At 59.5% G+C, this 25,627-nt stretch carries 16 protein-coding genes; 13 read left to right on the top strand and 3 right to left on the bottom strand.

Translation table 11 applies throughout. The features are described from left to right. Nucleotides 1-45 precede the first annotated feature (45 nt). Nucleotides 46-1,050 (bottom strand): LacI family DNA-binding transcriptional regulator, encoded by a 1,005-nt coding sequence (locus tag AB6B39_RS08580; RefSeq protein ID WP_284369006.1) that lies wholly within the window; start codon nucleotides 1,048-1,050, stop codon nucleotides 46-48. A 122-nt stretch (nucleotides 1,051-1,172) separates the two neighbouring features. On the opposite strand from AB6B39_RS08580, the gene eda reads away from it, so the two are divergent. Together eda and alr are read left to right on the top strand one after the other, a co-directional pair. Next, the gene (gene eda / locus AB6B39_RS08575; protein ID WP_284369007.1) at nucleotides 1,173-1,787 is read left to right on the top strand and encodes a bifunctional 4-hydroxy-2-oxoglutarate aldolase/2-dehydro-3-deoxy-phosphogluconate aldolase; all 615 of its coding nucleotides are present in this window, start codon (nucleotides 1,173-1,175) and stop codon (nucleotides 1,785-1,787) included. 44 nt (nucleotides 1,788-1,831) lie between these two features. After that, on the top strand, nucleotides 1,832-3,112 hold the full coding sequence (gene alr, locus AB6B39_RS08570) for an alanine racemase (RefSeq protein ID WP_284369008.1): 1,281 nt from the start codon (nucleotides 1,832-1,834) through the stop codon (nucleotides 3,110-3,112). Here alr and AB6B39_RS08565 read toward each other — a convergent pair. After that, complete coding sequence (locus AB6B39_RS08565) at nucleotides 3,091-5,244, bottom strand: penicillin acylase family protein (protein ID WP_284369009.1); 2,154 nt, start codon at nucleotides 5,242-5,244, stop codon at nucleotides 3,091-3,093. The two genes, alr and AB6B39_RS08565, sit on opposite strands and share 22 nt — an antisense overlap. Before the next feature lie 130 nt (nucleotides 5,245-5,374). On the opposite strand from AB6B39_RS08565, the gene AB6B39_RS08560 reads away from it, so the two are divergent. Genes AB6B39_RS08560 through AB6B39_RS08545 form a run of 4 tightly spaced genes read left to right on the top strand, consistent with a single transcriptional unit; the run spans nucleotide 5,375 to nucleotide 8,320 of the window. Next, the gene (locus AB6B39_RS08560) at nucleotides 5,375-6,091 is read left to right on the top strand and encodes a DUF533 domain-containing protein (RefSeq protein WP_284369010.1); all 717 of its coding nucleotides are present in this window, start codon (nucleotides 5,375-5,377) and stop codon (nucleotides 6,089-6,091) included. Continuing rightward, on the top strand, nucleotides 6,088-6,513 hold the full coding sequence (locus AB6B39_RS08555) for a Kazal-type serine protease inhibitor family protein (protein WP_284369011.1): 426 nt from the start codon (nucleotides 6,088-6,090) through the stop codon (nucleotides 6,511-6,513). The genes AB6B39_RS08560 and AB6B39_RS08555 overlap by 4 nt, the downstream gene beginning before the upstream one ends. 6 nt (nucleotides 6,514-6,519) lie before the next feature. Continuing rightward, nucleotides 6,520-7,707 (top strand): vWA domain-containing protein, encoded by a 1,188-nt coding sequence (locus tag AB6B39_RS08550; RefSeq protein WP_284369012.1) that lies wholly within the window; start codon nucleotides 6,520-6,522, stop codon nucleotides 7,705-7,707. A 46-nt stretch (nucleotides 7,708-7,753) separates the two neighbouring features. Then, nucleotides 7,754-8,320, top strand: coding sequence for an FKBP-type peptidyl-prolyl cis-trans isomerase (locus AB6B39_RS08545; protein WP_284369013.1), 567 nt, complete (start codon nucleotides 7,754-7,756; stop codon nucleotides 8,318-8,320). A gap of 56 nt (nucleotides 8,321-8,376) precedes the next feature. On the opposite strand, the gene AB6B39_RS08540 is transcribed toward AB6B39_RS08545, so the two are convergent. Continuing rightward, nucleotides 8,377-11,247 (bottom strand): M16 family metallopeptidase, encoded by a 2,871-nt coding sequence (locus AB6B39_RS08540; protein WP_371398510.1) that lies wholly within the window; start codon nucleotides 11,245-11,247, stop codon nucleotides 8,377-8,379. 512 nt (nucleotides 11,248-11,759) lie between these two features. On the opposite strand from AB6B39_RS08540, the gene AB6B39_RS08535 reads away from it, so the two are divergent. From AB6B39_RS08535 to AB6B39_RS08505, 7 genes are all read left to right on the top strand, one after another. Next, complete coding sequence (locus AB6B39_RS08535) at nucleotides 11,760-20,606, top strand: peptidoglycan-binding protein (protein ID WP_371398509.1); 8,847 nt, start codon at nucleotides 11,760-11,762, stop codon at nucleotides 20,604-20,606. Between the two features lie 239 nt (nucleotides 20,607-20,845). Beyond that, the gene (gene rplU, locus AB6B39_RS08530; protein ID WP_284369016.1) at nucleotides 20,846-21,157 is read left to right on the top strand and encodes a 50S ribosomal protein L21; all 312 of its coding nucleotides are present in this window, start codon (nucleotides 20,846-20,848) and stop codon (nucleotides 21,155-21,157) included. A 38-nt stretch (nucleotides 21,158-21,195) separates the two neighbouring features. Beyond that, a complete protein-coding gene (gene rpmA / locus AB6B39_RS08525; protein WP_284369017.1) occupies nucleotides 21,196-21,465 on the top strand; it encodes a 50S ribosomal protein L27 in 270 nt (89 codons plus the stop codon). Between the two features lie 125 nt (nucleotides 21,466-21,590). Next, the gene (locus AB6B39_RS08520) at nucleotides 21,591-22,160 is read left to right on the top strand and encodes a GNAT family N-acetyltransferase (RefSeq protein ID WP_284369018.1); all 570 of its coding nucleotides are present in this window, start codon (nucleotides 21,591-21,593) and stop codon (nucleotides 22,158-22,160) included. 44 nt (nucleotides 22,161-22,204) lie between these two features. Beyond that, nucleotides 22,205-23,251: a GTPase ObgE gene (gene obgE / locus AB6B39_RS08515; protein WP_284369019.1), complete on the top strand. Its 1,047-nt coding sequence runs from the start codon at nucleotides 22,205-22,207 to the stop codon at nucleotides 23,249-23,251. Next, nucleotides 23,248-24,348, top strand: a complete 1,101-nt coding sequence (proB, locus tag AB6B39_RS08510; RefSeq protein WP_284369020.1) for a glutamate 5-kinase — start codon at nucleotides 23,248-23,250, stop codon at nucleotides 24,346-24,348. Before obgE ends, proB begins: the two co-directional genes overlap by 4 nt. Further along, nucleotides 24,345-25,619 (top strand): glutamate-5-semialdehyde dehydrogenase, encoded by a 1,275-nt coding sequence (locus AB6B39_RS08505; RefSeq protein WP_371398508.1) that lies wholly within the window; start codon nucleotides 24,345-24,347, stop codon nucleotides 25,617-25,619. Before proB ends, AB6B39_RS08505 begins: the two co-directional genes overlap by 4 nt. Nucleotides 25,620-25,627 lie beyond the last annotated feature (8 nt).

The raw sequence follows: 25,627 nt of genomic DNA, 5'->3' as shown, positions 1-25,627 counted from the left end.
GTTACGACGACAATGTGGAACCCTGACAGCGCTGTCAACGACCTATCATGTACCGGCGCGAGCTGTCGATCCCCGGATGATCAATTCATAATCGAATGTATGAGTAGCCGGGTCCCGTCGCTTGTCGCGACTGATCAGAATTTCAGCCGCCTTCCGACCCATCTGATGGATCGGTTGAGCCACGGTGGTTAGCTGCGGCCAGAGAATGCGGGCGATCGGCGTATCGTCGAAACCACAGACGGATAGAGCGTCAGGAACGGCTATATTCAGCCGATTGGCGGCACTGAGTACCCCTGCTGCCATATCGTCATTAGCGGCGAAGATCGCTGTCGGCCGAGATGTCGGGTCTTCCAGCATCCGCTTGGCGGCTTCCAGACCGGACCGGAACGTGTAATCACCTTGAACGACACGGTCCGTGCCAGCATGCAAACCTGCATCCTGCATGGCTGCATCGAAGCCGGCGCGTCGGTGACGGGTCGAAGCATGATCCGGGTCACCGGCGATAAAGCCGATATCCCTGTGCCCGAGATCGATCAGATATTTGACCATCTGAAAGGCGGCGTCCTGATCATCCATGCGAACCGCTGCGCCTTCATCGGCATCTTGCGGACCGACCGCGACATAGGGAATATCGAGTCGCGTCAGGCTATTGCGCAGCGCCGTCAGGTCACAGAGCGGAGCCGTCAGGATCGCGCCGTCGACATTCATCCGCCTCAGGATGCGTTCGGCCTCCTCACTCTCCGTCTGCGCAGCTGTCATCGGCTCCAAAAGCAGGTGATATCCCTGCTGCCGACAGGCTTCGATCGCGCCGCGCTGAATGTTGGTCAGGTAGCTCGGACTGGCATTATCATAAAGCAGTGCAATCAGATAGCTGCGCGAACTGGCGAGACCCCGTGCGGCGAGATTAGGCGAATAATCGAGCTGGTCTGCGACTTCCATGACCCGTTCGCGCGTTGCCTTGGCGACATTAGGTTCATTGTTGAGCACGCGCGACACGGTCTTCATCGATACGCCAGCCTGTTTGGCGACATCCGTTATCGTTGTTCGCATCCGTCCTGTTTCCGATCCTGCGTTTCAGTCGGCTTGCGACTTTAGTCCACGCCATTGACAGCGGTGTCAAGCGGACCTAGCCGACCTGTTACCCCGAAGCGAACAGTTGGACCTCCCTTATCATGGACCGCACCCGCCTGAAACAGTCGCAAGTCGTGCCCGTCGTCGCTCTGGACGATCCCGATGTCGCCGTTCCACTGGCCGATGCGCTTCTCGCTGGCGGGATTGGTGTGATCGAGCTGACCCTGCGGACACCTCGGGCGTTCGATGTTATCGATGCGCTCAGACAGGCCGATCATCCGATCATGCTCGGCGTCGGGACCGTGATCAACACGCAGCAAGTCGAGCGCTGCGCCGCACTCGCCGTCGATTTCATCGTCACGCCGGGAACAACGGCGAAACTGGTCGATGCCATACAGGCCAACAATGTCGCGGCGATACCCGGAATCAGCACGGTCGGCGAAGCCGTTGCCATGATCGAGCGCGGTTTTGATCTGGTCAAATTCTTCCCGGCCGAAGCTGCTGGGGGCGTCGGCGCTCTCAAAGCGATCGGCGGCCCTCTGCCCGATCTGTCATTCATGCCGACAGGCGGCATCGGGCGTGACGATGTGCGGCGTTATCTGGATCTCAGCAGCGTTGTCTGCGTCGGCGGATCCTGGGTTGCCGACAAGACGGCTCTGGCCAATCACGACTGGTCTACAATTACGCAGAACGCCCGATCTGCGACCGCATTATAGCCCGCATCTTGCAATCGATGTGACAGAGGCCTAGGCGCGCCACAATGAGCCTGCCCCCCTATTCCACCCGCCCGACTTTGCGCGTCGATCTCTCCACCCTGAAATCCAACTATGAGGCGCTGAAGACATTGGTGCCGCGCGCCAAAGTCGCAGCCTCGGTCAAGGCTGACGCCTATGGGCTGGGCCTGGAGACTGTCGGACGGGCATTATACGGTGCCGGCTGCCGGATCTTTTTCGTGGCCACGGCAGGCGAAGGCAAATTGCTGCGCGAAGCCATCGGGCCGAATGGGGCCATTTATGTACTGAACGGACCGGCGCCGCGCGACAAGGCAGCCCTCCTCGGTGCAAAGCTGAAACCGGTCATCAATTCCATCGAACAGGCGCGCTACTGGGCCGAGGTCTGCCGTGAGGTCAACGATCCGCCTTTTACAGCCATTCATATCGATACGGGTATGAACCGCTTGGGCATGTCAGAGGACGACGTAGCGATGCTGGCGAGCGACAAGGGTCTATGGAAGACCCTCAACCCCGACTGGGTCATGAGCCACCTTGCCTGTGCACCTGACGTGTCGCACCCGCTCAATGCCGTGCAGCTGCAACGATTTAAACGTCTTGCGGCGACCTTGCCGCCTACGCCGCTCAGCTTTGCCAACTCCGCCGGCATCTATCTCGGCAAGGATTATCACTTCCAGATGGTGCGTCCCGGGATCAGCCTCTATGGTGGCTTCGCGACCAGTATGCCCGGACAGGAAGTTACGAAGCCGGTCGTCAAACTCCTCGCCCCAATCCTGCAATTGCGAACCGTAAAAGCAGGCGAATCAATTGGTTATGACGCTAGCTTCACAGCTGATCGCGATATGCGGATCGCGACGGTCGGCGCGGGTTATGCCGACGGTGTTCCAATCGCACTCAGCAATCAGGGGCAGGCTGTCATTCATGATCAGTCCGTGCCGATCATTGGGCGGGTCTCGATGGATATAACCCTTCTGGATGTTACGGATTTGCACCTGCCCGTTCAGGTCGGCGGCGTTGCCATCTTCCTCGGCGATCATCTCGAGGATCAGGCCGCAGAGGGCAACACGATCAATTACGAACTGCTGGTCCGGATCGGCCAGCGTGTCCGGCGTGACTACTGGAAACCCAAATCAGATCGGGACGACACGGACCGCACACAGACGTCGCGTCCGCAACACTCAAAGAAACCCGGACCAAAAAGATCTGCTTCGAAAAAAACCGACCCGAAGGGATCAGGCTTCAAGACGTCGAGCAAGCCGTCTGGCCGCAAGACCTATCCCAACAAGGGTCAGCGCTCTCCGGGGCGATAATCTTCCGTCGCCACGTCCAGCGCCTCCTCGAGGGTCATCGGCATGGTCTTATATTCATGCGTTGCGAACAGTTCGACCTGATCGTCATAGTGGGGTGAGGTCTCGTCCAGCGTCGCAGATCCGTACTGGTGTATGCTCTCCGCGCGCAAGGTGCCGTCAGGCGCCCAGTCTGCAACCATGATGTGCGTGTCGCCCGCAAACGCGTTCAGATAGCCCTGTTTGGCCACGCCGTCCTTATCTGCATAAATGGCGCGTAGCACATCCGGCGCGCCGTCTAGGGGCCAGTTTTCGTCACCTCGCACAATCCGGTTGACCTCCCCCCATTCCGGATCGATGCGTCCGAAGGCGGCTTCGAGCTCCGACGCGGTCGTTGCCAGAATGTCCAATGAGGCCTCGCCCTCATCCAGGAATTCATAGCCGAGAGTGCGAACACCGGTGATAACGGCCAGCGCGGCTCCGTGCGATCCCACAACCGTATCGCCATCCCAGTTTCGCAGAACCTCCTGTGCAGCCTGAATATCGGGGTCGTCCGTCGCTATGCCGACCAGTTCGACGACAAGCTGCATTAACCGCGACTCGGGGTCGAAAAGCGTGTCCGCGCGGTATCGCAGCAGCTCTTCGCGCGTGATCGATCGATCCGGCACGATCTGCGCGACGGCACGGCGCGACCGGTTCGTAATCCGGTCCTCGATTCCGAATGTCGCTGAAAAATCGGTGCGATCCTGATCACATTCCGGATCTGTCACCATGAACGGGGTGGCATTGGCGGAAAAAACCCAACCGCAGTCTGGATTCCAGAGCTGTGGCAGGTCGGAGACAGGTCGGAAACCGTCCCATATCAGCCGGCGATCATTTCCCGGTAGAACGCCCGTCCAGTCCGGACCTTCGATCCGGTTCGGCATACGGGCATTGTAGATCGTACCGATATTGCCGTCACGGTCGCCATAGACGATATTGAAGGACATAACCCCGTTGATCGTAAGCGCCTCGCGCCATTCATCCAGATTTTGCGCCTTGGCCATGCGAAACCATTGTTCGACTGCAGCTGTCTCGCCCAGCCCTGCAAAGCGCAACGCGTAATGACCGCTTGGAGTTGACAGGACAGGTCCATGTTCTGACCAGAGCGCATCGCGTTTAATCGGCAGGGAGAACGGGCCCCAGAGTTTCACCCGGAAATCGGCCATTCCTCGATCGAAGGGTAACCATTCGCCGTCCAACTCATATGTTTGTGGATCGCCCTCATCATCCACGGTCAGCTTGTAGATATCGATCAAATCAGGGCGATTGACCGTATGGGTCCATGCCGTGTTCGGCGTAATGCCCTGCGGAATGACAGGCGTCCCCGGGAAAGTCCCGCCCGCTATGTTCAACCCTTCTTCGCTGACCAGATGAGCCTCATACCAGGCATATCGTCCCACCATGGGTTGATGAGAGTTGACGATCAAGCGGGTGTGCCCATCCGCGCTGCGCGACGGGGCCACGGCGAACCCGTTCGATCCGCGTACAGCCTGCGGCAGACTCAAAGCGGCCTGCTGCTGCCAGGGAGAGACTTGCGGCGCATCCGTTTCGCTGAACAACGGCGCCAGATAGTCATCCATCCGGTAGAAAAAGGGCGTCAGCCACATCACAGCCGCATTGATATCATCGGCGGTCACCGGGAGAAGGCCGGGCGTGATCTGATCCGGATGATCGGCGCCAAACTTGTTCAGCCCTGCCGCATAGGCTTCGATAATCGCCTGCACGTCGGCAGGAATACCGAGATCGCCTGCAGCCACAGCCTGTTCGACCCGGAATAGATCATAGAGATAGTCGGCGGGCGCTTCAGCTTGCCCGAAATGCTGGGCACTCATCCCGCGACCAGACAACAGGGTCTGCTCCATCGTTTTCCAGTCATCTTCCGCATGTGCGTAGGCGAGGCCAAAATGCGCGTCCGCATCCGTTTTCCCGAAAATATGAGGCACACCATAATTGTCGCGAACGATACGCACGTCATAGCGCTCCGCGACTTCCTGCGCCGCCTGTGCGTCGAAAGACTGCCCCGGTGGCGTCCACAGATAGATCGCGCCCCCTATGGCGGCGACCCCGGTCAGGGCGGCGACGGACAGAAGAGACTTTTTCAGGACTGAGTTCATCTGCGCTGCTTTGCGCGAATTATCAGACCCTGCAAGAGCCATGATTGTCGCGTGGCTCGTCATGAAACACAGGCAGACAATATTTGAAGCCCCATGATCGAATCACTATGAGTGTGCTAAGGAGGTTGCGATGCCCAAGGAACTCAAGACGCTTGCGAAAAATCCAGAAGCCTTTCTGGCTGAACTTCTCGGCAGCGGGCGCGCTCTGCTTGACTCGCCCTCATCAAGGAATCTCACCGAGCAGGCTCGCGATATCGGTCGACGTGGTGAGGATTTCCTCATCGACAAACTCGGCATGGAGGACAATCCGGACAGCCGTGAGCAGATTCGGCAGCAGGCGAAATATGCGGGTATTGCCGGGGCTCTGGCGCTTCTGCTGAAATCGAAATCGACCCGCAAGATGGCGGCTCTGGGTGGGCTCGCCGCACTCGGCACGATTGCCTATAAAGGCCATCAACGCGGTCGCATGCCGTCAGACTTCAATGATGCGATCGGGATGCTAACGGGCAAAACAGCCGAACGACGTGCCAACATGTTGCTGCGGGCCATGATCGCGGCTGCGCGCGCGGACGGGGTAATCGACGATGACGAAGCCGCCCTGATCGAAGCCTATCCGGACGCCGATGTCGAAACGCTGCGCGAATTGATGGCGCGCCCAGACGATCCGGTCGAAATCGCCGCGCTCGCCACGTCCGAGCAATGTGCGGCTGAAATCTATGCTGTCAGCGCCCGGATTGCAGACGGAATCAATCCGGCGGAACGGGATTATCTCGACCGTCTGGCCATGGCCCTTCGGCTCGATCCCGAAGCCGCCGCCCTGATCGAAACTGAAGTGAGGAACGGATGATGCGCAATTTTCTGATAGGCTTGGCCATGCTGATGGCCTCGGCATTAGTGGTGTCCTGTGCCCAGACCGGGCCGGGTTATTACGGTCATGATCATAGCGTACATCATCCGCCTGGACCTGTATCGCCGACACCCTATCCGCCTGCCCCCGGTATTCCGCATACCCCCATGCCACAACCCGGCGAGCGTATCTGTGGCGGCATGACCGGCGCGACATGCGGCGTCGTTGGCGAATTCTGCTACCAAACTGTTGAAGCGCAGTGCGGCGCAGCGGATCAGACCGGTGTCTGCCGTCCGATCCCGCAGGCCTGCACGCAACAATATGCACCGGTTTGCGGCTGTGATGGTCGCACATATGGCAATGAATGCATGGCCAATGCGTCTGGTGTCTCAGCGGCCTATCGCGGCGAGTGTCGTCGCTAGGCCCTGATGTTCCATCATTTCTTCAGCGAGCTTCGCCGCGCCTCCGTTCCGGTCTCGATCCGCGAATATCTGACCCTGCTCGAAGGGGTCGATAAAGGCGTGGCCAATGACAGTCTGGATGGCTTTTACTATCTGTCGCGGACAGCCTTGGTGAAGGATGAACGCGATCTGGACAAGTTCGACCAGGTCTTCAGCCATGTCTTTCGCGGGATCGACTATATTGGTGATATTTTCGGCCAGGACGAACACGCCATTCCCGAAGACTGGCTCCGCAAAATGGCGGAGCTGCATTTGTCGCCTGAAGAAATGGCTGAAATTGAAGCCCTTGGCGATTTCGACAAGATCATGGAAGCCCTGAAGGAACGGCTCGACAATCAGGACAAACGACACGAAGGCGGAAACCGCAATATCGGCACGGCTGGGCGATCACCCTTCGGCGCATATGGCTACAATCCCGAAGGCGTGCGCATTGGTCAGAAAGACGGCCGCCACGGCAAAGCCGTCAAAGTCTGGGACAAGCGTCAGTTCAAGAACCTGGACGGCGACAAGGAGATCGGCACGCGAAACATCAAGGTCGCGCTGCGACGCCTGCGTAAATTCGCCCGTGAGGGCGCCGCCGAGGAACTCGATCTGCCCGGAACGATCCGCGGGACGGCGCGGCAGGGCTGGCTCGATATTCGCATGCGCCCGGAACGGCGCAACGCGGTCAAAGTCCTGACATTCTTCGACATTGGCGGCTCGATGGACGCTCATGTCAAGCAGGTCGAGGACCTGTTCAGTGCCGCCAAATCAGAGTTCAAGCGGCTGGAACATTTCTACTTCCACAATATGCTGTATGAACAGGTCTGGAGAGACAATCGCCGCCGCATGTCCGAGACGACTCCGACTTGGGACATTCTGCATACATTCCCGTCTGATCACCGCGTCGTCATCGTCGGTGATGCCGCCATGAGTCCCTATGAAGTTGCCATGCGCGGCGGCTCGGTCGAGCATTGGAACGAGGAAGCGGGCGCAGTCTGGCTCAAGCGGATCGCCGACGTTTATCCCCATCTGGTCTGGATCAACCCGACACAGGAAAAATACTGGGAATTCAGCCAGTCGACGCAAATGATTCAGGAGATCATCGGCGGGGAACGCATGTTCCCCATGACGCTGAACGGCCTGGAAGACGCGATGCGGGAACTGGCGCGCTAGCGATCCGTATCACTACTCACACCTTACTTTCAAACGGAGACCCACAATGTCACGCATACTCATGGCAGCCTCGCTAGCGGCGCTTCTCGCGGCCTGTACCGCCTCAACCGACGATGTCGGCGCTGTTGGCGAAGACGATTCGCCGGCGTTGGTCGAAGGCGATTTTGTCTGCCCCGACAATCTCGTCTTCTCACTCGATGATTATGAGGATGAGACATTACCGTCAGCGAGTGACTTTTCAGTCTGGCATGCGGAGAACGCGCTACGCGACGGCGTCATGGAAACGGATAGCGGCCTGCAATATCGCGTCCTGCAGCCAGGCCTCGAAAATGGCGCAACACCGCGCGCCGGCGAAGAAATCTTCGCGAATTATCACGGCTTTTTCCCCAATGGCGATGTCTTTGACAGCAGCTATCAGGCGGGGGAACCCATCGTTCACACGGCGGATGGCTTTATTGCAGGCTGGAACGAAGCGCTGGCCGATATGAAAGTGTGCGAAACACGGACCCTCTACGTCCCTGCCAATCTGGCCTACGGCGAAAACCCCGTCGGACGGCCCGGCGGCACGCTGGTGTTCCACATGCAGCTTTTGCGGGTCAACCGGACCGATTAATCCGCAACACATAGAACCCTTAAAAGCAGCGCATTTTGCGGTGCTTTTTTGTTTCGCTAGCCTTCGGGCATGATGTGAAATCGAACGGCCTTGTCAGGGTCGAACAGCTCTGCCGCCACAGCGCTGAGATCCGCCGCCGTCATGGACTGATAGGTCTCGTCGCGCGTCCGATGGCTGTCCAGCGTATCGGGGCGGGTCTGGGCATTGTCGATAACGCCGAACCAATAGCCGTTATTTTCCAGGCTGGTTTCCAGATTTTCCAATGTCGGCTTGATCGCACGATCAAACATATCGTCTGAGACCCCTTCAGTGGCCAATTTGGCCATGACAGTTTCGACAACATCCGTCAGCCGGTTCAACTCATCTGGCGCGGCCTCCATCGATACGGCGACATAGCCATAATCCGGTGTCAGCTCGGAGGTCGAGCGGTAGGCGGAAGGCGAATAGGTCGCCCCTTCTTCCTCGCGCAGCACATCGGTCAGTTCCAGACGCATGACGGTCGTCAGCATACCGATCTGTCGCCGCCGCAATTCATCGCCATGCCCCGTCGACGGCCAGAACACACGCAGCATGCCTGTGTCCGGTTCGCCCGCATGGGTGAACTCATACGGGCGACGCCGACCGTCCGGGAAGACCTGATCGAGCGATCGTTCCGGAATGTCTCGCACGTCAGCGCGCGGCCCCGGCAATGCGCCGAATGTCTTCGCCACCCGCTCAATCATGGAATCGACGTCGAAATCACCGACAATCCCGATCTCGATCGCGCCGTTCCGGACATTGTCGTCATACCAGCGGCGGATCGCGTCCATGTCGATATCCAGCAGTTCCTCTTCCGTCGGATGGACACTGCGCCAGTGACCCGATGTGATGACGGGCGGAATTTCAATGGAGGCCGCACCGGATGGAGTGGAGTTGATTTTCGACCAGTTGGCACGGATCCGGCTTTTGAAAGCCTTTTGCGTTTCTTCGCGAAATGCCGGGTCCGTCAGATAGGCGGCCAGCAGCTTGAACTGGAGGTCCAGATCTTCCGGTGTTACCGTCCCGGTCAATCCCATCGCGCGGAAGCCGAAGCCGCGACCAACACTGGCCGATGATCCGGCGGTCAACGTGCGAATTTCATCCGCCGTATGTGCGCCCAGACCCGACGCGCCCATAATGGCGTTCATCTGGATCACAAAGCCCGGATCATCCTGCGGCTGCCAAGCCGTGCCCGACCCGACATCGACTCCAATACGGATCACGTCTTTCTGAAAATCGGTCGGTTTCATGTTCAGCATGACCCCGTTTTCGAACCGGACGGTCGTCAGCCCGATATCCTCAATATACCCTCTCTCGGAGACAACTCCCGGCGTGCCCCAATCCTCATAGGCAAAGGCCGCTTCCAGTGCTTCGGCGGCTGGCTGCAGCGACGTCGAACGGCTTTCCGACAGCAAGGCTTCCAGCCATTGCTCCGGTGTCTCGACAACCGTATCGGACTGCAAATAAAGCTGAGGCGCTCTCTGCAACGCCTCCCAAGCTTCTCGCAGCGCAGTTTCCGTATCCGCAAGCGTGACGTCCGCGACGGCATCTTCGAACAGCGCCAGCCCGGTTTCAGGCGTTGAAAAGACGGTCTCGCTGGCAAAGTGGCTCAGAATTTGTCGCGACAGGCTCGGCGTGCGCCGGGTCGGGGCCGTCTGGACGGCAATTTCCCATGATTTGCGCGCATTCGCGATCTGCTCGTTCAGCTCGGCCTGAGTGAACCCGTGATCCAGCGCCTGGCGCAGAATGCGCTCGGCCTCGATAAAGCCGGTCCGCAATCGGTCGGGTTCGGCTGAAACTGAGAGCCCGGCGATCTCTGCCGAGTCGAAAAGTGGCGAGACGCTGACCCCTGCACTGGTATAGCTGGCTTCGCCGCTTCGAACCCGCTTGGACAGACGACGATTGAGCATCGCATTGGCCAGATAGATCGGCAGAGCCTCCGCCCGGTTTTCGATCGTATCACGCGTCTCCGAATCAGGCTTGCGGGACGTGATGGTCGATAGAGAAATGAAGTTGGACACTTCAGGATCGAAAAACGCACCGTAACGCGGGCGATCGAAGGCGATGTCACCCAGCGATGCATCAGCCACAGCGGCAGTTTCGTTGTTCCAGTCCGCAAAGGCCGCTTCAATCTTCTGGACAAGCTGCTCGGCGGGTCGGTCCCCAACCAGAACGATCATCGTATCTTCCGGGCGATATTGCGCGTCGTAGAAGGCCCGGAACTGCTCGGGTGTAACGCTCTCGATCGTTTCGACCGTTCCGATCGGCAGACGATCGACAAGCATCGTGCCTTGCGTCTGAAATCCGATGGACGCGACCAGCGCCCGGAATGAGGGGCTGTTCCGGGCTCGCTTCTCGGCCAGAATGATTCCGCGCTCATCATCGATGGCCTCGGGATCGAGGGTCAAACGCTCGGCGGTCTCACGAAAAATGAAGAGCGCCTCGTCCAGCAGCTCGTCAGCAACATCCGGCAGCTCGAGCTGATAGATCGTCTGATCGAAACTGGTCGATGCGTTCGTATCGGCCCCGAAGGCTAGCCCCAGTCGTTCCAGCCGTTTGATCATCTCGCCTTCGGGGATCGCCTCGGATCCGTTAAAGGCCATATGCTCCAGGAAATGTGCAAGGCCGCGCGTTTCATCAGTTTCGTCCAGTGATCCGGCATCGATCCGCATCAGAAGCGACGCGGTTTTCGTCGGTGTGTCGTTACTTTTGACCGCATATCGCAATCCGTTCGGCAGACGCCCATACTGGACTGCTTCGTCGACTGGCACGTCACTGGCCTGATGGACAAAATCGACTGAATCAATATCTGGAAATATCGCCGCGCCACGCTCAGCGGTCATATCCGGGTTGGGTGTACAGGCGATGCTCGCGCCGAGAAGGAGCGACAAAGTCAGGCGTCGGGACATGCAGGTCTCACAGTATCGGTTGCAACAGTGTACGGACCCTCTGTCGCCAGCAATTTCATGAATTGCAACGCATCATTCAGGTTGAGTGATTCGCAAATCTGTCGTGACAAGCGGCACATCCTGGGCTGACGCGGCCAAACATTACGATCTGTTCATATCAGGTTCATCAAATCCGGCAGATGTCTTGCATGGAGGTTCGAAAATTATTTTCGAATAATTCGGGATCGGTCTGACCGCTCGCGAGTTAAACCCATGTTGAATTCAAGTAAAAGCGAGATTCTGTCCCGTGCGATGGTCACTACCTCCGGGTTTCATAACTGCCGATACCGTTTCGGCGGCTCTACCCCGTAAAGGGGGCATCTTCGCGACAATTTCGCCTGTAACCCGTCACCACTTGATTGGTGCTAAACCATTCCGTTAAATTTGATTAAGGTCTGGCCATGTTTCCAACGTGGCGTTAGATTCGGCTCACCTGTGCCTGACAGGAATCGCTACTGGAGACTTGGGGGTCTATGATGAAAAAAACCTTGCTGATGGCAGCCAGCGCCGCTGTACTTGCCGCACCCACCATCGCGCAGGATCTGCCGCCTGGTAATCCCCTTCCCGGCGAATGTTTCGCCCGGGTCATCGTCCCCGCCCAGTATGAGGTTTCGACCGAGCAGGTCGAATTACGTCAGGCGAGCCGCGAAATCCGCAAGATTCCGGCACAGCTTGAAACTGTTACGGAGCGCATCCTGATACAGGAAGAAAGCTTCGAGATTGTCCCTGTCGGCTCCCCCTCCGGCACACAGCTCGTTCCCGGTATCGGTCGCATCACACTGATCTATAGCGGTGTCGCCTACACAGTCGCACCCGACCGCAGCCTGATCGACCCCAGCGGTCAGCGCGTCGGATCCATCGACGTCAATGGCGATCTCGTTGGTCTCAACGGCAATGTCATCCTCGCCGGTGCCGTTGACCCTGTCACCTTCATCGGTGTGCGTAATGGCATCGTCACCAACCTGCTCATCAATGGCACACGTTACAGCGTCGATACGGGCTACGCCGTATTTACGGCTGACGGGCGTCCTTTCGGTCTGATCGACCAGAGCGGCAATATTACCGGTTCGACCGGTCAGGTCATCGTCGCCAATGCGGTGAACAGCTATGGCGGCGCGATCGGCTCCGCGACACCGACGTTCCGGACGGTTCAGGAAACCATTGTCGTGCAGGAAGCCGCGACTCAGCTCGTCACAATTCCGCCTGTCTATGAAACAGTGGCTGAAACCATCGTCGTTCGCCCTGAAAGCATCGAATATGTTGCGATCCCTGCAACCTATGAAGACTTCACGGACACAATTGTCGTGCAGGAAGCATCGACCGAACTGGTCAGCATTCCAGCTCAATTCGAAACGGTGCAGGAAACCATCGTCGTCCAGGATGCGTCAACCGAACTGGTCAGCACGCCCGCTACATTTGAAGCGGTTGCCGAAACGGTTGTCGTTCAGCCTGCTAGCGTTGCCTATGAAGTTATCGCTCCCGTTTTCGAAGATGTGGTCGAAACCATCGTCGTTCAGGAAGCATCGAGCGAACTGGTCACCATACCGGCCCAATTCGAGACCGTATCCGAAACGGTCGTCGTTCAGCAGGCCGCAAGCGAACTTGTCACGACACCCGCCGTCTTCGAAACGGTCAACGAAACGCTGGTTGTGCAGCCCGCTACGACCCAGCTCGTTTCCGTTCCTGCCACATTTGAAACCGTCCAAGAAACAGTTGTCGTTCAACCGGCATCCGTGGAGTTTCAGGTTTTCCCTGCTGAATTTGAAGATGTAACTGAAACGGTCGTCATTCAGGAAGCTTCGACCGAACTGGTGTCCACGCCGCCCGTCTTTGAAACCGTGACGGAAACAGTCGTGGTGCAAGATGCGTCCAGCGAACTGGTCGTTACGCCGGCGGTCTTCGAGACCGTGACGGATAATGTCGTCACACAGGCCGCCTCGTCCGAATTGATCAGCGTTCCGGCTGTATTCGAAACGGTCGCCGAAACCGTCGTCGTGCAGCCCGCAACCGTCGAATATGAGCTGATCCCGGCGCAGTTCGAAGAGGTTGCCGAAACGGTCATTGTACAGGAAGCCTCGACCGAGCTGGTCAGTGTCCCGGCCGTGTTCGAAACCCTACAGGAAACCGTTGTCATACAGCCCGCTGGCGTCGAATTCGTCACGACGGCCCCTGTCTTCGACACAGTCAGCGAAACGATCGTCGTACAGGAAGCCTCGACCGAGCTGGTCAGCACGCCGGCCCAGTTCCGCGAAGTGACTGAAACCGTCGTCGTCCAGCCCGCCACGGTCGAATATGTCGCGACGGCCCCTGTCTACGAGGCCGAAACCTATGAAGTCCTCGTCCAGGAAGCTTCGACCGAGCTTGTCGTCGTTCCTGCCGTCTTCGAAAAACTCGAAGAAACGGTCGTCATTCAGCCTGCCGGTGTCGAGTATACGGGTGTCCCCGCCGTCTTCGAAGATATCACCCAGACAATCGTCGTACAGGAAGCCTCGACCGAACTGGTCAGCACGGCCCCTCAATTTGAGAGCGTCACGGAAACGGTCGTCGTCCAGCCCGCCACGGTCGAATATGTAACCGTTCCGGCTCAGTTCGAAACCGTTCAGGAAACGGTTCTCGTCCAGGAAGCCTCAACCGAGCTCGTCACCGTTCCACCCGTCTTCGAAACCGTCTCCGAGCTTGTCGTCGTGCAGCCTGCGTCAGTCGAGTTCGTCACGACCCCTGCCATCTTCGAAACCGAGCAATACCAGGTCGTTGTACAAGAGGCCTCATCCGAGCTCGTCTCGACACCGGCCATCTTCGATACCGTTGCGGAAACCATCGTCGTGCAGCCTGCAACGGTCGCCTATGAGACAATTCCGGCTGTATTTGAGGACGTTTCCGAAACCATCGTCGTGCGGGAAGCCTCGACCGAACTGGTCACGGTCCCACCTGTTTTCGAAACCGTCACAGAGACAGTCATCGTCAAGCCTGCCACGGTCGAGTTCGACTCCGTTCCGGCACAGTTCGAGGACTATGCGGAAACCGTCATCATCCAGCCCGCAACAACCGAACTGGTCAGTGTTCCGGCGCAGTTCCAGGAAGTGACGGAAACCGTCGTCGTGCAACCCGCAACGGTTGAATATGTCGCGACGGCAGCTCAATTCGAAACCGTCCAGGAAACGATCGTCGTTCAGGAAGCCTCGACCGAGCTGGTCAGCGTGCCACCTGTCTTCGAAACCGTGACGGAAACTGTCCTGGTGCAGCCAGCAACGGTCGAATTTGTCACCACACCGGCTGTCTATGAAGATGAAACCTTCGAGGTCGTCGTTCAGGGCGCATCGACAGAGCTGATCAGCGTCCCAGCTGTGTTCGACACGGTCACCGAAACCGTCATCGTTCAGCCCGCTGGCATCGAATATGTCACGACTCCTGCCGTCTTCGAGACGGTTCAGGAAACCGTTCTTGTTCAGGAAGCCTCGACCGAACTCGTAACTGTGCCACCTGTCTTTGAAACCGTGACGGAAACCGTTGTCGTTCAACCGGCTACGGTCGCTTACGAAGCGGTTCCGGCGTCCTACCGCGACGAGACCTTCCAGGTCGTCGTTCAGGAAGCCTCGACCGAACTGGTAGTCACACCCGCCGTATTTGAGACGGTTTCAGAGACCGTCGTCGTCCAGCCTTCGACAGTGACATTCGAGACCATCCCTGCCGTCTTCGAAGAAGAGCAGTATCAGGTCGTCGTTCAGGAAGCCTCGACAGAGCTTGTCACCGTTCCCGCCGAATTCGGCACCGTCACCGAGACCGTGGTCGTTCAGGAAGCCTCGACAGAGCTAACAACCATCGCAGCCGAATTTGAGACGGTTGCCGAAACTGTCGTCATTCAGCCTGCGACAACTGAGCTTGTCACCGTCCCGCCTGTCTTCGAGACGGTCGCGGAAACGATCGTCGTGCAGCCCGCCTCGGTTGCTTATGAAGCAGTTCCGGCTCAGTTCGAGACCTACCAGGAAACGGTCGTAGTGCAGCCCGCTTCGACCGAACTCGTCGTGACACCCGCCGTCTTCGAAGATGTGACGGAAACGATCATCGTTCAGGAAGCCTCTTCCGAACTCATCTCTATCCCGGCGCAGTTCGAGGAAGTCAGCGAAACCATCGTGGTTCGCGAAGCCTCTACAGAGCTCGTCTCTACACCGGCGACCTTCCGCGAGGTGACGGAAACCGTTATCGTTCAACCCGCGACGGTCGAGTATGTCTCTGTCGCTGCGGAGTTCGAGACCTTTGCGGAGACAGTGGTCGTCCAGGAAGCTTCGAGCGAACTGGTCGTTACGCCGGCGACCTTCCGCGATGTCACTGAAACCGTTGTCATTCAGGATGAAACTGTCGAACTCGTGACCGTGCCCGCTGAATTCGAAACGGTTGTCGAAACCGTTATCGTCCAGCCTGAAACGGTTGAATATGTGTCCGTTGCTGCCGAATTTGCGGCTGAGACGCAGACATTCGTCCAGCGCGCTGCCGCCGAAACGCTCAGCGTCATCCCGGCTGAGTACGAGACTGTGACAGAGCAAATTCTGGTTCAGGAAGCCTCGACAGCGATCGAAGTCGTCCCGCCAACGTACCGGACCGTGACGGAAACGATCATCGTCAGCCCTGCGCGGACGGACATCGAAGTCATCCCTGCCCGTTACGAAACACGTAGCGAGCGCGTTCTGATCGAACCGGCTCGTGAAGAATGGAAACCCGGCAGCCAAGCGCTCAATGCCATTGAACTGGGTGGCCAAGGCCGCGTCAATACAAGCACGGTGGGACAATTTACCGTCTTTAACGGCGTGTCCGATCAGGTCGTCGAGTTGTCACAGACAATCGTGACTCAGACAGGCGAGATCCTGTGTCTGGTTCTGGTTCCAGCAAAGTACAAGACGATCACCAAGCAGGTTGTGGCGGAGCCCGCCCGCGTGGTGGAGCAGACCATTCCGGCTGTGACGCGTGAAGTCACGCGCCGTGTCGTTGCGACACCGTCTTCAACCCGCGAAGTCACAATCCCGGCTCGCTACGAGACGATCGAAGTGCGCCGCGTCAGAACCCCTGCCCGCGTCGTACGCAACGGACCGACAGGTGAATTCACCGAACAGATCGGTACGGTTCAGACCCAGCGTCTGGTCGATCAGGCCAATGTCGTCGAACGCCGCATTCCGGCTGTAACGCGTCAGGTCGAACGCAATGTTCTGCGCTCGCCAGCGCAAGTCGTCGAACGCCGTATCCCGGCTGTGACGCAGCAGGTGACACGCCGTGTTATCGATACGCCAGCGCGGACTGTCGAGCGCGCCATTCCGGCTGTGACTCGCGTCGAGGAACGCCGCCGCATCACCAATCCGGCCCGCGTCGTCGAACGCACGGTTCCAGCTGTGACACGTGAAGTCACACGCCGCGTTGTTGATCGTCCAGCTGGTGTTGTTGAGCGCGCCATCCCAGCGGTGACACGTGTCGAAACCCGCCGCGTCGTCTCTGCGCCGGCCCGGGTCGAAGAACGCGCCATTCCAGCCGTCACCCGCAATGAAACCCGTCGGGTCGTCCGGACGCCAGCTCAGGCGGTCGAACGTGTCATTCCGGCTGTGACCCGCGTTGAAGAACGTCGTCGCCTGGTTCGACCGGCTGCGACTGTCGAAACCACGATCCCGGCTGTGACACGCCAGATCGAACGCCGCGTTGTTTCCCAGCCGGCCCAAGTCGTCGAGCGGGCCATTCCGGCCATCACCGAAGTGCGCGAGCGTCGCGTCGTCCGGACCCCGGCTCGGGTTGCGGAACAGGTTATCCCAGCAGTAACGCGCCAAATCACGCGCCGTGTTGTCGAAACACCAGCTCAAGCCGTCGAGCGGGTCATCCCAGCTGTCACGCGCAATGAAACGCGCCGTGTCGTCCGGACTCCTGCCCGTGTTGTCGAGCGGGTCGTTCCGGCTATCACCAAGGTTGTCGAATGTAACTGCCTGGTCACCCCGGCATCTGTCACCGAACGGGTTATCCCGGCGGTTGTTCGGACCGAAACGCGTCGCGTTCTGGATCGTCCGGCAACAACGGTCGAACAGGTCATCCCAGCCGTTACGCGTCAGGTCGAACGCCGTATCGTCCGCACACCAGCCGCTGTCACGGAACGGGTCATCCCTGCCGTCACGCGCGTCGAAGAACGCCGTGTCGTCGCTCAGCCTGCAGCAACCGTCGAACGCACGATCCCGGCAGTCACCAAGGAGCTGACACGCCGCGTGGTCCGCACACCCGCCGCGATTACGGAACGCGTGATCCCCGCCGTCACCCGTCAGGAAACGCGCCGTGTTCTGACCGCACCGGCCACAACCGCCGAGCGGATCGTTCCAGCCGTGACCCGTGAGGTCGAACGCCGTATCGTCCGCACGCCAGCCGCTGTCACGGAACGGGTTATCCCCGCCGTCACACGCGTCGAGGAACGCCGTGTCGTGCGCGCCCCTGCCGGCGTGACCGAGCGCACTATTCCAGCCGTGACCAAACAGATCACCCGCCGCGTCGTTTCGGCGCCAGCGAGCGTAACTGAGCGGGCCGTGCCTGCCGTAACGCGGACAGAGCAGCTGCGTCGCATCGTAACGCCGGCCCGGACGGTCGAACGGGTCGTTCCTGCCGTGACGAAAGAACTGTCACGCCGCGTGGTTCGCACACCTGCATCGACAGTCGAACGGGTCATCCCGGCGGTCACACGCGTTGAAACACGCCGCATCGTCAGCAACCCGGCTCAAGTCGTGGAACGTACGATCCCGGCTGTGACCAAACAGGTCGAACGCCAGATTGTCAGAACGCCGGCAGCGGTGACAGAACGGGTCATCCCGGCGGTCACGCGCATGGAGACTCGCGACGTGCTCGTCACCCCTGCAGCTGTTGTCGAACGCGCAATCCCCGCGGTTACGCGTGAAATCGAGCGCCGTGTCGTCCGCACGCCTGCCGCTGTCACGGAACGGGTCATCCCGGCCGTGACGCGGGTCGAAGATCGCCGCGTCGTCCGCGCTCCTGCTGCTGTGACGGAGCGGGTCATCCCAGCCGTCACGAAGGAAGTGACGCGCCGTATTGTCCGCACCCCAGCGGGCGTGACCGAGCGCGTTGTCCCGGCGGTCACCCGTCAGGAAACGATCCGTCAGGTCGTCACGCCAGCGCGTGTTGTCGAGCGGATCATCCCAGCCGTCACAAAGGTCATCGAGTGTAACTGCCTGGTTACGCCGGCGTCTGTCACTGAACGGGTTATCCCCGCGGTCACGCGTCAGGAAACACGTCAGGTCCTGCGCACGCCAGCCGGCATTGCGGAACGTACGATCCCAGCCGTGACGCGTCAGATCACACGCCGTGTGGTCGAAGCGCCAGCCGCTGTGACGGAACGGGTCATCCCCGCCGTGACACGCACCGAAGAGCGCCGTGTCGTCCGTACCCCGGCTGCCGTCACCGAACGGGTTATCCCGGCGGTCACGCGTCAGGTCGAGCGTCGCGTCGTCCGCACGCCGGCTTCCGTGACGGAACGGGTCATCCCGGCCGTGACGCGCGTCGAAACACGCCGTGTCGTCTCGGCTCCGGCCCGGACTGTCGAACGCACCATCCCGGCGGTGACACGTCAGATCGAACGTCGTGTCGTCCGTACACCGGCCTCAGTGACGGAACGGACAATCCCGGCTGTCGTCGAAGCGGTCACGCGCCGCGTCCTGCGCACCCCGGCTGCGGTGACGGAACGGGCTATCCCGGCTGTCACTCGCGTCGAGGAACGCCGTGTCGTCCGCACACCAGCGGCTGTTACAGAGCGTGTCATTCCGGCGGTCACCCGTCAGGACACACGCCGTGTCATTCGTACACCGGCCCGCACGGTCGAACGCGCCATTCCAGCGGTCACACGCCAGGTCGAACGTCGTGTCATCCGCACGCCGGCTTCAGTCACCGAACAGGTCGTCCCGGCGATTACGCGTCAGGTCGAACGTCGCGTCCTGCGCACGCCGGCATCGGTAACGGAACGCGCCATCCCAGCGGTCACGCGTACAATCGAACGCCAGGTTCTGCGTCAGCCGGCCCGGACCGAAGAACGCGTCATTCCGGCGGTCACCCGTCAGGAAACACGCCGCGTCGTGGCGCAACCGGCCCGGACCGTCGAGCGAACGATCCCGGCAGTGACACGCCAGGTCGAACGCAATGTCGTCCGTACACCAGCATCTGTCGTCGAACGCGCCATTCCGGCGGTCACCCGCACGGTCGAACGTCGCGTCATGCGGGCTCCGGCTCGGACGGAAGAGCGCGTCATCCCAGCAGTGACACGCCAGGAAACACGCCGCCGTATCGTGACACCGGCACGGACTGAAGAACGGGTCATTCCCGCGGTCACCCGCACGGTCGAACGTCGCATTGTCGCACAGCCGGCTCGGACGGAAGAGCGGGCGATCCCAGCTGTGACCCGCACGGTCACGCGTCGGGTCGTCGACGCACCGGCACGCGTCGAGCGCCGGGTCATTCCGGCAGTCTATGATACCGTTCAAGTCCAGCGTGTCGTGACACCAGCCCGCACGGAAGTGATCGAAATCCCTGCCGAATACGGGACCGTCGAGAAGCGCACACAGACGTCGGCTCAGCGTTCCGAATGGCGTCAGGTCCTCTGTGAGGCCAATGCCAATACGGTCGTGATTTCCGCGATCCAGCGTCGCCTGCAGGAGCTTGGGTTCTACAGCGGTGCGATCGATGGTCGCCTGTCTCAGGAAACCTACGCGGCTGTGGAAGCCTTCCAGGTATCCCGCAACCTCTCGACGGGCGGTCTGACACTCCGGACTGTCGACATTCTGGGCGTCGACTGGCGCTCCATGGTCAGCGGTTCAACCACGACCACGCGCACATCGGGCTTCTCGACAGGCGGTTCGGTGACGACGACCACGGGTCTGCAGACTGGTGTCGTCACGGAAACGACGACCGTTACCCGCTCCTACACGGTGCGCGATGACGGCGTGGTGATCGATCAGAACGGTGCCATTATCGGTCGCTATGACGCTGCAACGCTGAATGTGATCGATGCCAATGGTCAGATCGTCGTCCGCAATCTGCGTATTCAGCCTGGATCGCGCCGCACGACGACAGTCACGACGCCTGGTGCGATTACCAGCGGTTCTTCGACCACCGTCACGACGACCGGAGCCACGACGATTACTTCGGGCTCATCATCGTCACAGTCCAGCCAGACCTTCACCATCCGTTCCGACGGGGCCGTGCTGGATCTGTCAGGCGCGGTGATCGGACGGGTTGATGCGCAAGGCCGTGTGATCGACGCCAACGGCAACGTGCTGGGCACGGTCCCGGCTCCGAACTAGCCGCTTGCATAGGGCGACCACGACTCGCCTTTTATGATTGACCCTGCCGATCCGTTCGGCAGGGTTTTTGCTGACGGTTCGCATATGTGTCTGACCGTCTGGCTTGACAGTTTGCAGGGGCGGGGCTAATTCGCTCGCCACTGCCGCCCGGTGAGTCTCTTCTCACGCGCGCGGCTTTCGTTATTTTAGGGCTGACCGGTCATATTCCGGCACTCAGCAAGCAAGAGGGACGGGACATCATGTTCGCAGTCATCAAAACCGGCGGCAAGCAGTACAAGGTTGCCAAAGACGACATCATCGTCGTTGAAAAACTCGATGCCGAAGAAGGCAAAGCCGTCACATTTGGCGATGTGCTGATGCACGGCGCAGATGGTGACGTTAAAGTCGGCGCGCCTATGGTCGACGGAGCGTCCGTGACCGGCGAAATCATCGAGCAGCGCAAAGGTGACAAAGTCATCGTGTTCAAGAAAAAGCGCCGTCAGAACTATCGCCGCAAACGCGGCCATCGTCAGCTGGAAACAGTTGTCCGCATTACAGGTATCGAGGGCTAGGCGTCTGCCTGCCCCTTCACGACTGACAGGAGACCGACATGGCACATAAAAAAGCAGGCGGCTCGTCCAATAACGGCCGCGATTCCGCTGGCCGCCGCCTTGGCGTCAAGAAATTCGGCGGCGAGGCCGTCATTCCCGGCAACATCATCATTCGCCAACGGGGTACGAAATACTATCCCGGCACGAATGTCGGTATGGGCAAAGACCATACACTCTATGCGCTAGAAGGCGGCCGCGTGACGTTTGCGACCAAACGCAACAAGCGCACCTATGTGTCCGTCGAACCGATGGCCGAGGCCGCAGAGTAGCGACCGCTCTTTTTCAGGGTCGCCCAGCAGGATGACCCCTTTGCAAGATTAAGCAGGGAAACCGGGGTCATCCGGTTTCCCTTTTTTCATGCCCGTTTCCCTGCCGACCGCCGACGGAGACAGACATGCGTGACATCGTTCATACGGAACGCCTGACCCTGCGAACGCCTGAACTCCGGGATGGCCCGGCTCTGGCTAAGCATTTCAGCGACTTCGACGTTGTGAAGATGACAGGCACGATCCCCTTCCCTTATCTGTCGCCCGCCGCGGATTTCTGGATTTTCCGCACGCGGGCGCGGCAGCGGCGTGGGCTGGCGCAAAGCTATATGATGGAGACGCGTTCAGGCGACGTGATCGGCAATATTTCTCTCTTCCGGTCTTCGCCAGAGGATGATTACGAAGTCGGCTACCATATTGGGCGTGACTGGTGGGGCTTGGGCTATGCGACGGAAGCTTGCCACACTGTTCTGAGCGAGGCGAAATCGACCGGGCACACACATATCGTTGCAGGCGTCTATGACGACAACCCCGCGAGCCAGCGATTGCTCGCCAAGTTCGGATTCACGCAGACCGGGACAGACAATATCTGGTGCATGGCCCGGGGAGAACGAGTGAGCGGACGTCGTTACGCTCTTGATCTTTCACAGTTCACACCCATGTCAGCCCGTCACGTATCCACTTTTCAGGTGGGTTGAGTCCCTCCCTTGTCACTCCGACAGTCAAGCCCCATTACCAAGCCATGAAATTTCTCGATCAAGCCAAAATCTTTCTGAGTTCCGGCAATGGCGGCGCAGGCTGCGTGTCGTTCCGACGCGAGAAATATATCGCATTCGGCGGACCGAATGGCGGTGACGGTGGTCGCGGCGGACATGTCTATGTCGAAGCGACACAGGATCTGAACACGCTGATCGACTATCGTTATCGTCAGCATTTCAAAGCCGGTACAGGTACGCACGGTATGGGGCGTGACCGGACCGGTGCCGCCGGCGAGGACCAGATCATCCGCGTTCCCATCGGCACACAGGTGATCGATGCGGAAACGGACGAGGTTCTGGTCGATCTCACCGAGGACGGTCAGAAAGTCATGCTGGCCCAAGGCGGCAATGGCGGCTGGGGCAATACACGGTTCAAATCATCGACCAATCAGTCGCCGCGTAATGCCAATCCCGGCGAACCCGGCGAAGAACGGTGGGTGTGGTTACGCCTGAAAGTCATTGCCGATGCGGGTCTGGTGGGCTTGCCCAATGCCGGCAAATCGACCTTTCTGGCCGCGGTCTCGGCTGCCAAACCGAAACAGGCCGACTATCCCTTCACAACCTTGCATCCGCATCTGGGCGTCGTCGATCTGGGACCGGGGGAGCGCTTCGTTCTGGCCGACTTGCCGGGACTGATCGAGGGCGCAGCTGAAGGAGCCGGCCTCGGGCATCGCTTTCTCGGTCATGTGGAGCGCTGCGCGGCCATCATTCATCTGGTCGATGCAACTGCCGAAGACCCGACCGGACATTACCGTGTGATCCGCTCTGAGCTCTCAGCCTATGGCGAAGGTCTCATCGACAAGCCTGAAATCGTTGTTCTGACCAAGTGCGAAGCCATCGATCAGAAGGCTCTAGAGACCGCGCAAGCCGATCTTGAAGCCGAATGTGGCCAGACTGTTTTCCTGATTTCGTCTGTCGCCAGGCAGGGGCTTAAGCCCTTGCTGTCTGCCGTCTATCAATATGTCGATGCCCGGCGAACGGCGGAACGCGCCCCGGAAGTCGACGAATCCGAGGGCTGGTCCCCTGTATGAGCCAATTATCCGGATATGACCGGATCATCATCAAGGTCGGATCGGCCTTGCTGGTCGAGAATGGACAACTTCGGAACGATTGGTTGAGCAGCCTTTGCGCCGACATCTCCGCACTCAAAGCCCGCGGATCGGACATATTGATCGTCTCATCCGGGGCAATCGCCCTCGGGCGACAAGTGCTGGACCTGCCGGACGGACGTTTGTCGCTGCCCCAGAAACAGGCCTGCGCGGCGGCGGGGCAGTCGATCCTGACTCGTGCTTATGATGACGCTTTGTCGGCACATAGCCACCGCTCAGCTCAGGCTTTGCTGACGCTGGACGATACGGAAAACCGCCGTAAATGGCTGAATGCGCGCGCAACGCTCGGCACATTGCTTTCCCTGGATATCGTCCCGGTCGTGAATGAGAATGACACGGTTGCGACGGAAGAGATTCGCTACGGCGACAATGACCGCCTCGCAGCCCGTACGGCGCAGATGGTTGGCGCGGACCTGCTCATTCTTCTCTCCGACATTGACGGCCTCTATACGACTGACCCGCGCACCGACCCTGCAGCCAGCCATATCGCCAGAGTCGAGACGCTGGATGAGGATATTATGGCCATGGGCGGACCGGCAAATGTGCAGACAGGCTTGGGAACGGGCGGCATGGCTACGAAATTGCTGGCCGCAAAAATTGCCGTTTCCGCAGGCTGCGACATGATCATCTGCGATGGTCGCGCCGCGGGTGCGCTGGCAAAGCTTGATACCGGCGCGCCGCACACGCTCTTCAAGGCCATGCAAAATCCGAAAGGCGCACGCGCCCAATGGATTTCCGGTAGCCTGTCCTCTGTCGGGACGCTCCGCATAGACGACGGTGCCGTGGCAGCCTTGCGGTCCGGGCGCAGCCTTCTGGCTGTCGGGCTGACAAAGGCGACGGGTCCGTTCAGCAAGGGTGATACGGTCAGGATCGAAAGCCCAGACGGAACCGAAATCGCCCGGGGCCTGACGGCCTATGATGATCGCGACCTCATATCGATATGCGGCTTGACGTCCGATCAGATCGACCATCCTTCGGGCGCTGTCATCGTTCATCGCGACAATCTGGTTCTGTCATGACCACCGCCGTCACGGATCTCGGTCACTATATGTCAGACGTCGGTCAGGCTGCCCGCTTTGCTGCCTCGAAGCTAAGGTCATGTGACCTTCACTCTCGTCAAGAAGCCATTGAAAACATTTCCTTATCGATCACAGAGGCAAGCGACAGGATCCTCACGGCTAATGCGCAGGATGTCTCGGATTTTGGTGCAAAGGGCCTGAGTGATGCGATGCTGGATCGCCTGCGTCTGGATCAAACGCGTCTACAATCGATCGCGGATAGCGTCAAAGCGATCGCCGTTCAGCCTGACCCTCTCAATCTGGTCCAGACAGAATGGACGCGCCCGAACGGGCTGACGTTGCGAAAAGTAACGGTCCCGATCGGCGTTATCGGGATGATCTATGAAAGTCGCCCCAACGTTACCGTCGATGCGGCGGCACTTTGCCTCCTGTCGGGCAATGCGGTCATCCTTCGCGGGGGTTCGGACGCTGTCAGGTCCAATCGCGCGCTGCATGAAGCGATCATGGAGGGTTTGCGCCATTCCGAATTGCCGCGCGATACCGTCCAGCTTCTCAAGACGCAGGACCGCAACGCTGTCGGCATGATGCTGACGGGACTGGACGGGGCCATCGATTTGATCATACCGAGAGGCGGCAAGGGTCTTGTCGCTCGCGTACAATCGGATGCGCGTATTCCCGTACTCGCCCATCTCGATGGGCTCAACCATACCTATGTTCACCATTCGGCGGACAAGCAGATGGCCATCGATGTGATTGCTAACGCCAAGATGCGCCGAACCGGTATTTGCGGCGCAACGGAGACCATACTGATCGATCGGGCCATCGCCTCGGACCTGTTACCGGATCTGGCCGCACGCCTTGTCTCCCTCGGATGCGATCTTCGCGGCGACACGGCCAGCCGGGGGCTGTCCGACCATGTTCGCCCAGCTTCGGAGACCGACTTCCGAACGGAACATCTGGCGGCCATACTCAATATTGCGATCGTCGATGGTATGGCGGTCGCCATAGCGCATATCGGCCAGTACGGGTCCGGGCATACGGACGCGATCATTGCGACCGATCAGGCGGCCGCACAGGCTTTTCTGCGCAACGTCGACAGCGCCATTGTCATGCATAACGCCTCGACCCAGTTTGCCGACGGTGGTGAGTTCGGTTTCGGAGCGGAAATCGGCATCGCAACAGGGCGTCTCCATGCGCGCGGGCCAGTGGGCGCACAGCATCTGACTACTTACAAGTACCACGTCATCGGTACAGGAACCGTTCGGGCGTGAGTAGACAG

Origin of the sequence: Algimonas porphyrae (assembly GCF_041429795.1) — a bacterium.
GTDB lineage: Bacteria > Pseudomonadota > Alphaproteobacteria > Caulobacterales > Maricaulaceae > Litorimonas > Litorimonas porphyrae.
The sequence above is the reverse complement of the archived record's forward strand: the minus strand, read 5'-3'. Positions and strand labels throughout refer to the sequence as shown.

Excerpts from the sequence above, each read along its gene's own strand:
- AB6B39_RS08580 (WP_284369006.1), bottom strand. The coding sequence starts at position 1,050 with ATGCGAACAACGATAACGGATGTCGCCAAACAGGCTGGCGTATCGATG.
- eda (WP_284369007.1), top strand. The coding sequence starts at position 1,173 with ATGGACCGCACCCGCCTGAAACAGTCGCAAGTCGTGCCCGTCGTCGCT.
- alr (WP_284369008.1), top strand. The coding sequence starts at position 1,832 with ATGAGCCTGCCCCCCTATTCCACCCGCCCGACTTTGCGCGTCGATCTC.
- AB6B39_RS08565 (WP_284369009.1), bottom strand. The coding sequence starts at position 5,244 with ATGAACTCAGTCCTGAAAAAGTCTCTTCTGTCCGTCGCCGCCCTGACC.
- AB6B39_RS08560 (WP_284369010.1), top strand. The coding sequence starts at position 5,375 with ATGCCCAAGGAACTCAAGACGCTTGCGAAAAATCCAGAAGCCTTTCTG.
- AB6B39_RS08555 (WP_284369011.1), top strand. The coding sequence starts at position 6,088 with ATGATGCGCAATTTTCTGATAGGCTTGGCCATGCTGATGGCCTCGGCA.
- AB6B39_RS08550 (WP_284369012.1), top strand. The coding sequence starts at position 6,520 with ATGTTCCATCATTTCTTCAGCGAGCTTCGCCGCGCCTCCGTTCCGGTC.
- AB6B39_RS08545 (WP_284369013.1), top strand. The coding sequence starts at position 7,754 with ATGTCACGCATACTCATGGCAGCCTCGCTAGCGGCGCTTCTCGCGGCC.
- AB6B39_RS08540 (WP_371398510.1), bottom strand. The coding sequence starts at position 11,247 with ATGTCCCGACGCCTGACTTTGTCGCTCCTTCTCGGCGCGAGCATCGCC.
- AB6B39_RS08535 (WP_371398509.1), top strand. The coding sequence starts at position 11,760 with ATGATGAAAAAAACCTTGCTGATGGCAGCCAGCGCCGCTGTACTTGCC.
- rplU (WP_284369016.1), top strand. The coding sequence starts at position 20,846 with ATGTTCGCAGTCATCAAAACCGGCGGCAAGCAGTACAAGGTTGCCAAA.
- rpmA (WP_284369017.1), top strand. The coding sequence starts at position 21,196 with ATGGCACATAAAAAAGCAGGCGGCTCGTCCAATAACGGCCGCGATTCC.
- AB6B39_RS08520 (WP_284369018.1), top strand. The coding sequence starts at position 21,591 with ATGCGTGACATCGTTCATACGGAACGCCTGACCCTGCGAACGCCTGAA.
- obgE (WP_284369019.1), top strand. The coding sequence starts at position 22,205 with ATGAAATTTCTCGATCAAGCCAAAATCTTTCTGAGTTCCGGCAATGGC.
- proB (WP_284369020.1), top strand. The coding sequence starts at position 23,248 with ATGAGCCAATTATCCGGATATGACCGGATCATCATCAAGGTCGGATCG.
- AB6B39_RS08505 (WP_371398508.1), top strand. The coding sequence starts at position 24,345 with ATGACCACCGCCGTCACGGATCTCGGTCACTATATGTCAGACGTCGGT.